We start from the raw sequence: 14,715 nt of genomic DNA, 5'->3' as shown, positions 1-14,715 counted from the left end.
ATTCCGTAACAGTGTATACCTCCGAGATAGTGTAACGGAAAAAACAACTGCACATTACCATCCCACCCGCACAAATCCGTAACCGCCTATCATCAAAAAAAAGATTCTGCACTCTAAAAAGCAGCCCGAATAACTACTGCTTCCATATCTAGTTACCTACTACTAGCTGTCAACCACCTGCATATAGAGGGGGGCTATGTATCAGCATACTACATACTATATCATTATATGTTAGCAGAAACTCTGTAAACGCCTTCTGTCAGAGCGATAGCAGATTTCAAAGTTATCTCCAAACCCACAGATAAGTTTTTTTTAGACACTTCTATACAACACCGAAAAACAGAGATAATGGAAATTTGATGCATTTACAGAGCTATACAAGGGTATGTAGCTTATTCCACTATCTCAAAATACACAAAAATTTAAATAAAGCCCATTTTAATACTTTTACAGTATTTTGATAGCAATTACAAAAGAAAAATAGTTGAAATTTAACACCATGACGGGGTTGTAGGAGGACATCAAGCAGCATTCACTGTTCATTAAACTCACAAAACGCAAATAAAGTCATTTCTAGATATCTTTATAACTTTTAAGGCATATAATACTACAAAGAAAAGATAGTCGAAATTTGAGGCATCTATGAAGTCATACAAGAGTTTTTAATCACCCGCAGACACATAAATTACAAAAAAGGCGTTTTTATAAGTTTTAATATTTTTTGTGGACATAACATCACAAAACAGAGATAATAGAAATTTAACACCTTTACGGAGTTATACAAGCATGTTTAACTACACCTTATCGTTTTATCGATACACAAAGAAGCTTATTTGATGGTTTTTACGGCTTTTGAGGTTTTTTTACCGCAAATAAAAAATAATGGAAATTTAAGTCATCCATGGAACTTTATGAGAGTGTTCAGCCATCTTACAAACAACAAACTCAAGTTTGTATTACGGTACACACCAACAAAAAATACCCTAATATAATCATACCCTATTGAAATAGCATTTTATATAGTATTATAATGGGGTACTTTTTACTTCCTGCCCGATTGTGGTACAGAATTTACACAAAATCTTCTTAAAAGCACACATGTTGATTTCTGTCATTTCAGCAGACAGTACAATTATACTCCTGCACTCACCGTTACGTTTCCACGCAAAAAAACAAACTGTCATATAATTACAAAAATTCTTATATTAACATTTAAAATTTTCACCAATGCAAAAAGAATAAAAACACTCCACTTCTTATTACTGAAAATCTAATCATTACAAAAAGGCATTTCATAAATATTAAAAAAATTGACGCAATATCAATTGTCATTAGTGATACAATGCTTAAATTTAGATGTTGGCGGTAATTTTGCAGAACTATACAAAATGACTACAGATATTAAAGAAATTTGGATAATAAAGGGTTACGAAATTTTTGCAACCTATGGACAGAACGGACTTAAAATTGAACCGCTTTCAAAAAAAGTTGGTAAAAGTAAATCATCTTTCTACCATCATTTTGCCGACTTAGAAATTTTCACTGAGTACTTGCTGAAATATCATATCGAGAGAACAAAAATAATTGCACGTAAAGAGCAAAATGCCGAGAATATTGACCCCGAACTAATCAACATTCTTATAGAACATAAGATTGACCTACTTTTCAACAGACAATTGAGAATAAATCAAAATGTAACTCCATTGGCCAACATTCTTCAAAAGTCAAACAAAATTGTAGGTGATGCTTTTTTGGATATTTGGATTAGTGACTTGGACTTACAGCTTTCGCAAAAACAAGTTGAAGGTATTTTTTCATTAGCATTAGAAAATTTCTTTCTTCAAATCAATATCGAAACTTTGAATTATGAGTGGCTTTCATCATATTTCAAAAATCTGAAAAAGATTGTAAGCAATTTCGTCTAAATTGTACGGTAGCGACTAAAACACTCGATATCGACACATTACTTTTGCAAAAAAAAATAGAAATACATTTTAAGATGACGCAAAAGTTTCACAAATTTTGGCTAAAAATCACAGCAATCGTAATTGGGTCTTTTGGACCTATTTTCTTTTTGGGGACAATGCTTTCAACATCTGAACCAGCAAGGTGGACACTTGATTTTTTGAGTTTTCCAGTTGATGGAGTTCAAAATTATAGCGAACCAACAACAAGGTTTTTATCAGCATTGACTGGGGGTTTTTTGTTTGGGTGGGGAGTTATGGTTTGGTTCTTATCTATTTGGGTGTACGACAAAGCACCTGAACAAGTAAGAAAAGCAGTTATATTGGGACTTCTTTCTTGGTTTGTTTTGGACAGTGCTGGTTCTATCGCTTCAGGAAATACTTCCAACGCAGTCATTAATATCATAGTTTTACTCATTGCAGTAGGACCATTGTGGCACCCTTCAAAAGAAATTTAGCAAACAAATATTTTCATTATGAACAAACAACTTATTTTAAAAATTCTACTTATACTATTTAGTGTAACTGTATCGGTTTATACGATTTTTGCTTTTCAACAAGAAGGGGCAAGTCTATTTCAAATTTTCTTAACAAATATTACCTCATTTAACTGGAATGGGCAATTTAATCTTGATTTTAGTTGTTATTTACTACTTTCAGGTCTTTGGATTATGTGGAGAAACGAGTTCTCTACAAAGTCAATAATTTTTGGCATTATTGCTTCAATCATAGGAATTATTGTATTTGCACCGTATATTCTGTATTTACTACAAAAAGAAAAAGGTAATATACAAAAAGTTATAATTGGAAACAAATAAATACTACCACCAATAGCTAAGGTTTCGTGGAACTTGCAAAGCCAACAACGAAAACCCTATTGAAAAACCCTTCAACCAGCTTAGAATAAACTTCAGCTTCGTTATCTTTTCTTCAATAATGGGTTTATCGTAAACCATAGAGATACAAGAGACTTTCATAAGAGTCTCTTTTTTTTGGGTGATGATGCCCGAGCAATTACATTTACACTAAAAAAACAAACTGTCACATAATTACAAAAATTCTTATATTAGCACCTCAAATTTTATCGAAAACGAAAAAGCGTTAATAATTATTCTGCTGGCAGGAATCTGGTAAATTCAAAGTAGTGCAGGGTGATAAGTTGAACGCTCACGTCCATATATTACGGGGCGTGGGTTTCGCTTATTTACACTACAAGGCTTACCAGAGCCTCTGCCAGTAAATAAGAGTTACGAGCCTGCGTCCTTTTTCTATTATACAACCCAAACAAAACCACACTTTAGGCTCGAGTGATACAAAATCACTATGAAAAAACTATTATTATCACTAGCAATTGTACTGCTAGGTACTTTCTGTTTTTCCCAAAACTACTATTTCAGTCACCGAAAGGAAAGTATAAAATACACAGACAGCTACGGAAAAACGCAATACAAACTTATTGCAGATGAAACTTCTAACTACAAGTTTTATTTTGAAGTATCCACCAATGGGAGAGCAACTCAACTTTTCACTGTTTACAATAACGGTACGGAAGCATATTGGGCGGCTGAAATAAAAAAATCAGGATATAAGGAGATTGGAGGTGTAATTTTCAAGCAATCACTTTACTACAATACCAACTCAAAACAGAACATTTACGTATTTGTTTCTCAGGATTACAAGAAAATTATTGTTATGGATAACGATGGATTAGCTGAATATTATTAAGATGGAAAAGAAAACCATTCAGGTTGACAGCAATATACTTAAATCATTGCTAATAGGTTTTGTATTAGCATTTGTAACGGTTTTTACAGTCCAACATTTCAGTACATTTTCATATATCCCGAATCTTAGCAATCCCACAATAGATTACGGACATAAGATTGTTATTAGCGGAACATACGACACCCGCACAACGCCTGTTGGTGCATTGTACCAGACTACGCCATTCGGAACAAAGATAAATTTACCCGCAAACGGAATGATGTGTAGTGAGCTATTGTATGATTCTGAGTTCAAGAGCTACTCCAATAAAGGCGTGTTGTATGCAAAGTCAGTATTTACCGATTACAAATATCTCCTGCTATTTTGGATAACATACACACTAATCGTACTATTTTTCAAAAGATACCGTGTAAAGGTTTTGATTCTGATATTGCCAATTTTAGGGATGAGTTGTGACAAGACTAAACAAGAGCCAATAGCAACCCCTAAAACAGCCATAGACACAACAAAAACAACCTTAAACAATCCCAATACATCAATCCCTCGAAATACGCCTGAAACAGCCGTAAAACACTCGTTTGTAGTCTTCAAGGTAAAAGATAAATACTTCAGTAAAGAATCTGTAATTGTAACAGGAATCTTTAATACACCTTACACCATTAGCACGGATGAAGAATACATGATTTTAGACGATACACAGGCAAAATGCAACGCCTATCTGTTTGACAAAAACATTCTCGAAAGATACATGATGCGATTTGACAGCTACGCAGAAGCAAGTCAGGAAAAGGAACGAATCTCTAAAATCCGCAATACAACTTTATCTAATCAAAAACCTACTCCAAAAACCTTGACCAAAGAAGAACAGGAACAGATTATCAGAGAATGGAAAAGCATTACACCCGAAGAACATGAACAAACCCGACAGCTACAAATGGAGCATGAAATATGGGTTGAGGAACAAAAAAGAAACAATCAAAACTATAATTAACATCAAAATTTCAATTATGAAAAAAACAGCAATCTTAACAGCATTATCACTAACAGCTACATTATTAACTACAAGTTGCTCGGGCAACAATGATGATGAAAACACCACAACCAATCAACAACCTGCAACAACTCAATATTTTCATCCGCCAACGTGGATTCAGGGAACTTGGGGCGTAACCAATGGTACAACTTCAAACAAGCTGTACAAGTTTACGGCAGATGATTTTATACTACTTGTAACAGGTGTAAGCGAACAGAGTATGACAGGAACAATAAAATCAAGTCCAAATGGGGGAAGTGTTGACGAGACATCTAACAATGGTACACAGTATAATTTTACTGTAAAATACAATATTACAACCACAACACAAAGTTTTGAGTTCAGAAAAGTTTCCGCAACTCAGATTCAGTGGAAAAGTAACGGAACTTGGTTTGACCTGGTCAAGATGTAACACACACCAACAGCCTTGTATCTTTGTATACAAGGCTTCTGTAAACACCGATGAACAGAGGGGCTGACAAAAAAAACTCGAAGATAATACCATAACACTATACATATTCATATTACTTATTACACTATTCTCAAATCCATCTAAACTCATTAATCGGGAAAATTTAGAGAAAACACGTCAAGTTTTGTCGCTTTATAGATATACATTTGTAGAAAGACTAGAAAATCTATGTTTTGTGAAATAAAAAAAATTATAAATTAGCCAACTTAAAAATTATAACAAATCGATGAACAAAAAAATTATTTTGCGGTTACTGTTATTAGTAACAGTGTCATTGTTTTTTTTCAATTCGTGTAGAACCGATGAAGCTACTCAAGAAGAGAAAAGAACTGAAAGAGAAAAAATCGAAGCATTTAGCAGGTTTGAGAGCAATCTAGACTCTCAAAAAAACACACAAAAGAACTCTGAATATATCAGTTATCATGAGCCCTTTAAGGAAATTATTCGGACATTCATGAACAATAATCCTGTTTTCACTCAGAAATTCCAGAACGAAGTAGGAGAAATTTATTTTAATCTTAGAAGTTTAACGTACGGAGAAACAACAAAAGGAATTGCCTATCCAATTATAAAAGACGGCTCAGTTAACGCAGTATTGGTAGGATTGGTTAATCCCAAAAGAGATTGGGTTAATTTTATAGTATTGAAAAATAACTCCCCCGAAGTACAGAGTATGATTTCAAATTTTCAAAACGTTTATAATTCACCTTCAATAGCATCAAGAGGTAGAGAGCCTGAACAAACAGAAGATATACTACCAGTTATAATTTATGTTTATGGAGATATTACTGGACCTGTTAATCATTATTACCAACCTTACGTAGATTACGGAAGTAATGGTGGTGGAATGAGTGGTGGGTCTGACACCTACGGAGGAGGAGGTGGAAGTCAAACTCAAAACCCTCAGGACCCGAAGAATCCTTGTGAAAAGACTACTGGTATAATAACCAATACCAATGTTAAAGCAAAAATTGATGAGCTTAAAGCACAATCTACTTTAGGTGGTGAAAAAGGAGTAAAATTGAAAGCAGATGGAACACCTTCCGAGACAATAATCGGAGGAGCACATAGTGTAAATTTTGGAGATAAAACAGGCTATGCAGGAGGCTATCATAATCATACTCCAACAGGAATACCTATGTTATCACCACCAGATGTTGACCAGTTATTAGGTTTTGCGAGAGCACAACCAACTTCTAATCCTGCAAATGTAAATAATGCTTATGTGGGAATGGTTGCTCCAAATGGCATGCATTATGTTATTTGGTTTAATGGAACTTATCAAGACGCTATTACCAATTATTCACAAGACCAGATAGATGCTTATATTATTGATTATATAAAGACTGAAAGTGATTTAACAGATAAAGCAAAAAATGGAATGACATACATGAATAGCGATGGTACAATAAATAATTTAGGAGTGGAAAAACTTTTTTTTGAAACATTAAAGAATATGGGGCTGGAAGGAAAAGTTAATTTACAAAGAATAGAAAATGATGGTAGTGTAAAAAATATTAATCTGAATGCCAATAATCAGCCAACCTCAACTACTTGCTAATAGTAAATCAAATATAGAATATGAAAACAAATATCAAAAAAACAATATTTTTTAGTCTTTTTTTAGGCTTTTTATCTTGTAAAGCACAAACCACACTCCCTTTAAACACTTCTTTAAAGGATATTCCTGCTAATTCTTATTTAAAAGATTTAAACAATGAATTAAATTCATATACTGGGGTATTTCAAGGAAATTTTCAAGGAAAAAACATTATACTATACATTACAAAAATTGAAAAGAAATTACAAAAAAGCTCACAAAAAACCTATTATTCAGATGTTTTAGATATAAAGTATGTTGTTAAAAATTCTTCTGGTGTAGTTTTGCAAGACACAAAGAATAATAATATCCCCTCAATTAATCTTTATAGTATAGGAACAAAATCTTATGATAATTCTACTATATTCTTTTATAGTGGTACAAATTGCCGTGTTGGTTGGGGTAAAATAATTCTAAAAAAAATCAGTTCTACTCAAATCTCATGGGAATATAAACCTAATGATATTATTCTTGATGATAGCAAGTGCCCTCCAGGAACAGATATTAATATTTATCTCCCTGAAACAAAAGATTTGATTTTTACTAAACAGTAATAACGCTTAATATCTTTAACTAAAAAATGATTGGTTCTACCATAAGCAGGTAAAGCCAATCATTTTTATTTTACAGTACAAATTACTCTTAATACTACTTATCCCCTATCAAACTCTGAAATTTAGCTACAAGTAAATCGTGGTATCTAGGTTACTGTTTTTATTTTCCGTGATTTTTACTTATAAATCTTAGTAGTCAGGTTTGGAGCATATCCAATCTCACGGATAAAAATATCGTGTATTAAGTGATAAACTTGGTCTAAATCAGATTCCCTGACCATTAAACAATCATGAAGTGTAAAAAATGGTATCTTTCGTCTAAATTTATTATTGATTTCACGAGCAATCACATTCAACATGAAATGAGATTCCAATTGAAACAATAAATGTGAAAACCTTGTATGTCTTTCAGACCTCGGAACACCTTTAAATTTCGCTTGTTTAAATTTTTTGATAAGTTGATGTATCTTTGGAAAATAACAATAAAATACAGCTTGTTCCTGCGTGTATTCTTTCGGACAGGCAAATAACATAGACAACAATCTTTTTTTAGTATATTTTCGGAGTTCATCCTCGTCACCATCAAATGCTCTACCAAACATATTTTTAAAGCCCGACCCAAAGTTTTGCAGGTCTGTAAAACTAGGCATAAACTTACCATAAAGCTCGTTATTCAGGACAAGTTGCCTGAAATCCGCTATCTCCCTGATAGAAGGACTTACCGAAGATTCTACTAGCATATAATGGTATAATATGTTTTCACTGTATGGTAACTGTGCGGATAGTATGGCGGATTTACTAGATGCAGGTAGTGAGAGTAGATAAGACAGGAAAAAAGGTACTGAGGAAGACAAATCGACTTCGGCTATGTGCTGCCCGTCATATTTTAGATATTTTCGACCTATCTTAGGGAACTGCGATAGTGCTGTATGTAGTCTGCCGTCCGTTTCAGGGTTGTAATGAAAATTATATCCTTTATTTTTCAGATTCATTATCATAACTGCATTTTTTAAGTATTTTGCATAGTCTCCCGTCCGCCCGTAGTCCTGATACAGTTCATTTAAGGCTGATTCTGCGTCTAATTCTATACGGTTAGTGTCAAAATACTGAATTGTAAAATTAAGGTGTTTTCGGACGGTATTATCAATCTGAGGTTTATTAAGCTTTTTGACCTTATCAACCAAAGTTTTTTCTGTAATACAAATCAGTTCCAGCTCACCATCTCCCCAAAAATATTTAGGCAAATAATACGAATAGCAGCTGCCAGGTTTGTAATTATGTCTCCACAATACCCTCCCTTCACCTCCGAAGTCCTGATAAAGATAGTCTATGTGCAGTTTTGAATTTCTATAAATAGATTGATTAATTCCTGCACATCTGGAAGTAAAATGAGTTGTTGCAGCTTTGAAATCTTTAAATTCGTCAGAATTATTTTGATTAGAAACTTGTTTTATTAATTCAGAGATAAAATAATTGCAATAATCACGGCTCAATTCAAAATCAGGCGGAAATTTAGACAGTCTCTGCTTCAGATTCAGGCTTTTAGGTACAAGTACATAATATTCGTTCATAATAAATAGTGCTGTAAAAAGACATAGCAAGGGCTGTACACAGCTTTTTTGCCATGTCTCTAGGGGTTTTTTGTAGTTGATTTTTGGGACGTTTAGGGGCTTAATTTATGTGCACAGAGTTGTTGTACGGCATAATAATAAAAAGATGTTTTTTACCCGTTCGCAATGTCTGTGCGGTGTAACAGGAAAAAGATTCTGTGGTTACAGCCTTTTGTCTTTAGAGATAAGGCTAAATCTCTAATATGAAAAGCTTATATTTAGCACCTGGTTGTTGAAAGATAAAGTCTTTCACTTTAGTTTCGTCTTTAGCTACAATAAAATATTCAATTTCATTATTTACTAAAAGATGTCTACCTGTATTAATATCATTCGCATATTTTTCAGCAGAAATTTCAGTCTGCAAATTTTCTAATTCTGGCTCTTGTTGCACATCTTCTTGAATATCCGTTTTTATATCAGGATTCAAGCTCTTCTTTTTTCGACTATTTTGTGTCTGCATATATGCTGATGTAATGCTTACATCTCCCTTTATCATTTTTGTCCTAATTTTATCAGACCCATTTTTTAGAACCTTTCTGTACCTGGCAACTGTTGCTTTACTAACATCTGCAAGCTTGGCTATTTCTAAAATAGTATCTACTTTATCATCTATAGTCTCACCTTTACCTGCTTTGACAAGATTTTCTTTTGCCCTTTTTTCAATAGTTTCTTCATATAAACATGCTAGCTGCAATCTTTGTATTGGTGTAAGGTTTCTTCTTTGGCATTGATTTTTAAACATCCAAAACTGAATATCTTCCAGACATTTAAAATCTTCTCGAATTTCCTTTACTGGAATATCTACTAAATTCAGCTCAATACAAGCTTTTAAACGCACATGACCGTCAAGAACCAACTTGATTCCGTTTACAGTTGTATAAAATAAAATCGGGTCATTAATTCCGTTTTTTTCAATATCTTCTTTTAACTGGCTACATCTATTTAAATCTGTAATAGTAAGATAGGATTGTAGTTCCGAGATAGTTGTTAAATCATTGTAGTGATATTGCACATTATAGCTTTGTCCTAATAATTGAATTGTATTTGACATAATAAATATTTATAAATTTGGCACAAGAGATACCCACACAATACTCGACTGTGCTTTGATTAAACATTAAAAGTGTGGTAAATGATTAAGAAATAATTGGATTGAGAAGAATTTCCCGCTGTATTAAGAAACTTGTTTCAGTTTTGAAAATACTTCATCTTTTGAGTAATACACCCTGTTGCCGATTTTGGTATTTTTTAATGTACCATCATTATTCCAATGAAATAAAGTTGTCAAACTTACATTTAAAAGTTTTGCTGTTTCTTCACGAGTATAGAACTCTTTTTCCTCTGATTGTACAGGAATGATTTTTTCTAATTCTTCCCTAACTAGTTTTTGAATAAATTGACCAAAAGATTCTATATCTATTTGCATCAATTGAATGGCTGAATTTGTCATAATTTTTTGTGTTATTATTATGATGCAAAGTTTCTAATAGGGAAAACAGGGAAAAAACAGGGAAAATATTTTTTACTTTAATCCAATATAAATAATTGATTATCAGTGATAAAAATTTAATATTTTTATTATTCCAAAATCGGTTTTAATTTTTCCCTATCAATTCTCAGTATTTTTTCTATGTCAATACAGTTTTTCTCATAGTTGTTAAAAGGGTAATGCTTGTTCGTTTTCTTTTTCATATTTAAGTAATACTTTCTCATTTGCTCAAGTGAGTCTGATGTATAGTCGTTTTCATTATCAAAGCTGAAGATAATTTCAAATGATTTAATTGTATCAAAATTATACTTTTTTATTTCGATAAAAAAATCAAAAAAGTAAAATGCATAGCAAAATCTGAAAAAATCTACTTGTCTGAAGTTACTTAGATATATAATCCCCAAATCTTTATATTTGTTCTGAGAAAGCAAATTAAAAATAATTTTAACTTCATAACTATTAAATCCCTTTTGAGCTAAATATTTTTTATAATCGCTATTCTTTTTCTGGATTTCATCAAATTGCATTTCAGTTTTACTCTTTAAAGTCTTATCTAATTGTTCACTATATTGATAACGCTGCAAAAAAGTTAACTTTAAATAGCTAGTAGATTTTTTAATATCTATTTTTTTCTGTGAGTAATGCTTTTCTGTACGAGAAGTATTGCTAAGTATTTTTAAACAATCAATCAAAGTTTGTTTTTTATCAATAAAAAAGCTATCTTCTTTTTCAAAAATCCCTTGATATTGAAAATTTTTTTCATACATATTCTGGAATAATTCGTTCTTTACCGTTTGAATTGAATAATCAATAAATTCGTTTTTTAATTGTTTTTTTGAAAAAATAGATGAACTGCATGTTGCTTTTATTTGATTTCCAAACTTCATACCTTCAATGGATGCATTAAAAAAATCTGCATCCAATAAAAATGCATAATAACTTATAAAAACTGTGCTATCTATATTTCTTAATTCAAGATAGTCTTCAAATTCTTCACCTAAACTTTCTACAGAAATTATATGTGTATTTTTATCAACATTATATTTAGCAACATATTTATTGAGACCATTAGCTAAGCGAAAAATATTATCATTATCTAATAAATCTTCCAAACTATTTACTACATCGACTTTTTCATTAAAATTTCCTAATTGGAGAAGGTTAATTTTTCTATTAATATAATAAATATAATTAGTGTTCTGTTTTAATATATCTTTGATAATAAAATCAATTATTTCTTTATGTGCAGATAGTTGCAAGCTTTTTATGAATCTTTTCTTTAAATCCTCAGTATTTTTTGGACTATACGTAAAATTAGAATAAAGGTCGAGTGCTTCACTTAAACTTATATTTTCGGTATCAATTTCTAATAAATCTTTGTCTCCAAAAAAATTCATAATTGGAAGATTTTTATTGGGAAATTGTGTGAATAGATAATACATCACAAAATCTAATATTACACCTCCTTTTTTACTAGTATCAGAGATAGGTAACCCGCCAATACTTTGCAGGAAAATGAGATTTTTTAATATCATTTCTTAATATCCTAAACTGTTAAAAATATTTGCAGTTGACTTGGCTTTCTCGACTTCTGTTTTGTTGATATATGCCAATAACTGCCTTTCTGTAGTGTGTCCTGTAAAATTAAGCAAATAAGTGGTAGGAATTTTTTCATAGAAATTTGAAGCAAAACTTTTACGCCCAATATGAGAAGTAACCAATTCGTATTTCGGAAATTCTCCAAAAACCTTTCGGGTAATTTTGGGCTTTCCTTTTCGCTCTATTGACATTACTTTTCCGTTATAAATCATTTCGTCAATATTAGCAATTTTACAGACTTCCTTGATATAAAGATTAAATTTCACATCTGATATTTTTCGTGGAAACTCCCCATCCCTTTTATCTAAAATCTCCTGCACTTTCTTTAGTAAAGGGATTTTCATTTTAGCTCCTGTTTTTTGCTGTATAAATTCTAAATACTTTTGACTTTCAGCATCCTCCACAATCATAGAGGAAGTAAATCTTAAATAATCGCTTACACGTTGGGCTGTATAGCAAGCAACTAAAAGCCAGTCTCTAGCGTTATCCAAATAGTCATGGGGCATTTCTGCTTGTTCAATCTTATTAAGTTCGTCAAATGTTAAATATATTGACTTCGGGTCATTCCTTGTTACTTTTTCGACTTCAAACTTCCAATTCTTAGTGTGTCTATGTACTTCAATATCAAAAGATTCTGCTACAGTACACACCATTTTTAAGAACTTTAAATTTTTGTAAGTATTTGAAACTTTATAAACCTCGTTTTGGCAATATTTTTCAAAATCAATTCTGAAATTATTATCTAAATCCTTAAATTTCAAATTCCTGAAAGTCTTTTTACTTTTACTATCCGTATATCTTTGTAATAATTGTTTTACTACGTTCGCTTTTTTAACAGTAGATTCTGTAATACTATCTTTTTTAAGGGAAATATAAATATCTATGAAAGAAACAACATCATCTGAATAACTTGCTTTTTCAACTTTTAAGCTTTTATGCTCAATTATTGATTTTAGCCACTCTTTCAAATCTAGTTCGGGCTTATCCTCCGTATAACTGGAAATAATATTTGCTTCCAATTGTGCTAAACGTGTGTTAATAGTTTCTGTATCGTCTTTGTGCATTTTTTTAGAAGGTATTTTGCACTTACCATCTTTCCAGTCTTTCGGTTTACAGTTCAGATATGGAACAGGTACACGAATATCAATATCTCTATCTCTGAACTTTGCCCAAATTGTACTTTCCTTATCTGCTACTTTTCCTCTAATAAAAAAACTTACTGATGCCATAATTAAAATGATTCAAATTTAAAGTTGTACCCAAAGTTGTACCCAAAAAATTCAAATATAGTTTAATTTCGATAAATTCAATTTAATTAAAAATATTTTAAACGCTTTAATACAGAGCATTTATAAATTAATTAAGATTTTAACAGATTTAAAAAGGTAGAGCCTCCAACTCCACATAAAACCGCTTATTTTATTTAAGCGGTTTTTTTTGTTTCTTGCAGATTACAGACTCTCAACATCCAATAACTTTGTAATTAGAATAAACCCACATATTTACATCAATATTCTTTATTCTCTAATAAAAAGAGAATAGTAACTTATTAAATAACTAATAATCCATTTTATGAAAATTACAAAGAACGTTTTATCAATATCTCTTTTTGCATTTTTATTCTTAGTATTAAGTTGTTCTGAAGATAATGATAATCTACCTGAAAAAGAAGAACCAACAGCACCTGTTCAAACTAAGCACTTCAACCCACCACTCTGGATACAAGGCACATGGCATACAACAGGGACTCCTACTACACGCTTAAAATTTACTAAAGATGACATTATTTCATTAAATGACAATTCAAGTCTCAATGATCAAATAAACAAATCAAAAACCACAAATCTGATATGGGCAGTAGAAGATGAAGGGGCATCAAATACGCTCTACTATTATAGGTTGACCTTCAGATCTGTTGGAGGTGGTCCATATGCTGACAATAAGTTTAGAGTTCAGAAAATTAATGATACACTAATGCTAAGAGCTCCAGATTTTTCTTATTTAATTTATTATGTCAAAGAAAAAGACTAGTAAATTAAAGAACATTGATTTCATATTGATTTCTTATAGAAAATCACCTATTTAAATAGGTGATTTTTCTTATTCTTTATTATTTACAACAAAAAACTGAACTCATTAATGATTTAGAATTTTACAATTATCGATTTGGCGTCATTCATAATAGTAAAGCCAACAATAATAAATTTGGAAGTATTACCTTTAATTTTCCTTTGACTAATTTAATTGGTTTTAGATCCGCCAGCAGACAATAAAACATAACCACCTGAAAACTAAAAGACTAAAGCGAAACAATCTAAAATGAAAGCTTCCGGTCCACAAAAAAGACTAAAAAAATGTTTTATCGTAAAGAATTTTATATATTTGCACCATCTAACAATTAAAAAAATAATTTACTATGTCAGACATTGCATCAAGAGTAAAAGCTATCATCGCTGATAAGCTTGACGTTGAAGAAACAGAAGTAACTCCTGAAGCTAGCTTCACTAACGATTTAGGAGCTGATTCACTAGATACAGTTGAGTTAATCATGGAATTTGAAAAAGAATTTAACATTCAGATCCCTGATGACCAAGCTGAAAAAATTACTACTGTAGGACACGCTATCGCTTACATCGAAGAAGTAGTAAATAAATAATATTCTTCAACAA

Annotated in this window: 15 protein-coding genes; 10 read left to right on the top strand and 5 right to left on the bottom strand. The window is 31.5% G+C overall.

Going from position 1 to position 14,715, the window contains the following annotated elements:
- The first annotated feature begins 1,388 nt into the window (after positions 1 to 1,388).
- The 8 genes from BW946_RS04280 (at position 1,389) to BW946_RS04245 (ending at position 7,348) form a co-directional block, all read left to right on the top strand.
- Positions 1,389 to 1,925, top strand: coding sequence for a TetR family transcriptional regulator (locus BW946_RS04280; RefSeq protein WP_076594986.1), 537 nt, complete (start codon positions 1,389 to 1,391; stop codon positions 1,923 to 1,925).
- A 74-nt stretch (positions 1,926 to 1,999) separates the two neighbouring features.
- Entirely contained in the window at positions 2,000 to 2,422 is a 423-nt protein-coding gene (locus BW946_RS04275) for a hypothetical protein (protein ID WP_076594985.1), read from the top strand.
- A gap of 18 nt (positions 2,423 to 2,440) precedes the next feature.
- Positions 2,441 to 2,782 carry a hypothetical protein gene (locus tag BW946_RS04270; RefSeq protein ID WP_076594984.1) on the top strand — a complete coding sequence of 114 codons (342 nt, stop codon included), beginning with the start codon at positions 2,441 to 2,443 and terminating at the stop codon, positions 2,780 to 2,782.
- Positions 2,783 to 3,287: 505 nt separating this feature from the next.
- On the top strand, positions 3,288 to 3,689 hold the full coding sequence (locus tag BW946_RS04265; RefSeq protein WP_076594983.1) for a hypothetical protein: 402 nt from the start codon (positions 3,288 to 3,290) through the stop codon (positions 3,687 to 3,689).
- Position 3,690: 1 nt separating this feature from the next.
- Positions 3,691 to 4,680 (top strand): hypothetical protein, encoded by a 990-nt coding sequence (locus BW946_RS21585; RefSeq protein WP_076594982.1) that lies wholly within the window; start codon positions 3,691 to 3,693, stop codon positions 4,678 to 4,680.
- Between the two features lie 16 nt (positions 4,681 to 4,696).
- The gene (locus tag BW946_RS04255; protein ID WP_076594981.1) at positions 4,697 to 5,134 is read left to right on the top strand and encodes a hypothetical protein; all 438 of its coding nucleotides are present in this window, start codon (positions 4,697 to 4,699) and stop codon (positions 5,132 to 5,134) included.
- Positions 5,135 to 5,420: 286 nt separating this feature from the next.
- Positions 5,421 to 6,755: a hypothetical protein gene (locus tag BW946_RS04250; protein ID WP_139325962.1), complete on the top strand. Its 1,335-nt coding sequence runs from the start codon at positions 5,421 to 5,423 to the stop codon at positions 6,753 to 6,755.
- 20 nt (positions 6,756 to 6,775) lie between these two features.
- Complete coding sequence (locus BW946_RS04245; RefSeq protein ID WP_076594979.1) at positions 6,776 to 7,348, top strand: hypothetical protein; 573 nt, start codon at positions 6,776 to 6,778, stop codon at positions 7,346 to 7,348.
- A 176-nt stretch (positions 7,349 to 7,524) separates the two neighbouring features.
- On the opposite strand, the gene BW946_RS04240 is transcribed toward BW946_RS04245, so the two are convergent.
- From BW946_RS04240 to BW946_RS04220, 5 genes are all read right to left on the bottom strand, one after another.
- On the bottom strand, positions 7,525 to 8,919 hold the full coding sequence (locus tag BW946_RS04240; RefSeq protein ID WP_076594978.1) for a hypothetical protein: 1,395 nt from the start codon (positions 8,917 to 8,919) through the stop codon (positions 7,525 to 7,527).
- Positions 8,920 to 9,148: 229 nt separating this feature from the next.
- The gene (locus BW946_RS04235) at positions 9,149 to 10,009 is read right to left on the bottom strand and encodes a ParB/RepB/Spo0J family partition protein (protein ID WP_076594977.1); all 861 of its coding nucleotides are present in this window, start codon (positions 10,007 to 10,009) and stop codon (positions 9,149 to 9,151) included.
- Positions 10,010 to 10,132: 123 nt separating this feature from the next.
- Complete coding sequence (locus BW946_RS04230; protein WP_076594976.1) at positions 10,133 to 10,408, bottom strand: helix-turn-helix domain-containing protein; 276 nt, start codon at positions 10,406 to 10,408, stop codon at positions 10,133 to 10,135.
- A gap of 128 nt (positions 10,409 to 10,536) precedes the next feature.
- Positions 10,537 to 11,982 (bottom strand): hypothetical protein, encoded by a 1,446-nt coding sequence (locus BW946_RS04225; protein WP_076594975.1) that lies wholly within the window; start codon positions 11,980 to 11,982, stop codon positions 10,537 to 10,539.
- 3 nt (positions 11,983 to 11,985) lie between these two features.
- Complete coding sequence (locus tag BW946_RS04220) at positions 11,986 to 13,275, bottom strand: site-specific integrase (protein ID WP_076594974.1); 1,290 nt, start codon at positions 13,273 to 13,275, stop codon at positions 11,986 to 11,988.
- Between the two features lie 343 nt (positions 13,276 to 13,618).
- Here BW946_RS04220 and BW946_RS04215 point away from each other — a divergent pair, with 343 nt between their 5' ends.
- Positions 13,619 to 14,077: a hypothetical protein gene (locus BW946_RS04215; RefSeq protein ID WP_076594973.1), complete on the top strand. Its 459-nt coding sequence runs from the start codon at positions 13,619 to 13,621 to the stop codon at positions 14,075 to 14,077.
- Positions 14,078 to 14,462: 385 nt separating this feature from the next.
- Positions 14,463 to 14,702, top strand: a complete 240-nt coding sequence (locus BW946_RS04210; protein WP_002976354.1) for an acyl carrier protein — start codon at positions 14,463 to 14,465, stop codon at positions 14,700 to 14,702.
- Positions 14,703 to 14,715: the final 13 nt, after the last annotated feature.

The sequence above is a fragment of the Chryseobacterium sp. RU33C genome (assembly GCF_900156015.1).
Taxonomy (GTDB): Bacteria; Bacteroidota; Bacteroidia; order Flavobacteriales; family Weeksellaceae; genus Chryseobacterium; species Chryseobacterium candidae.
This window is presented reverse-complemented; position numbering and strand designations above follow the sequence as displayed.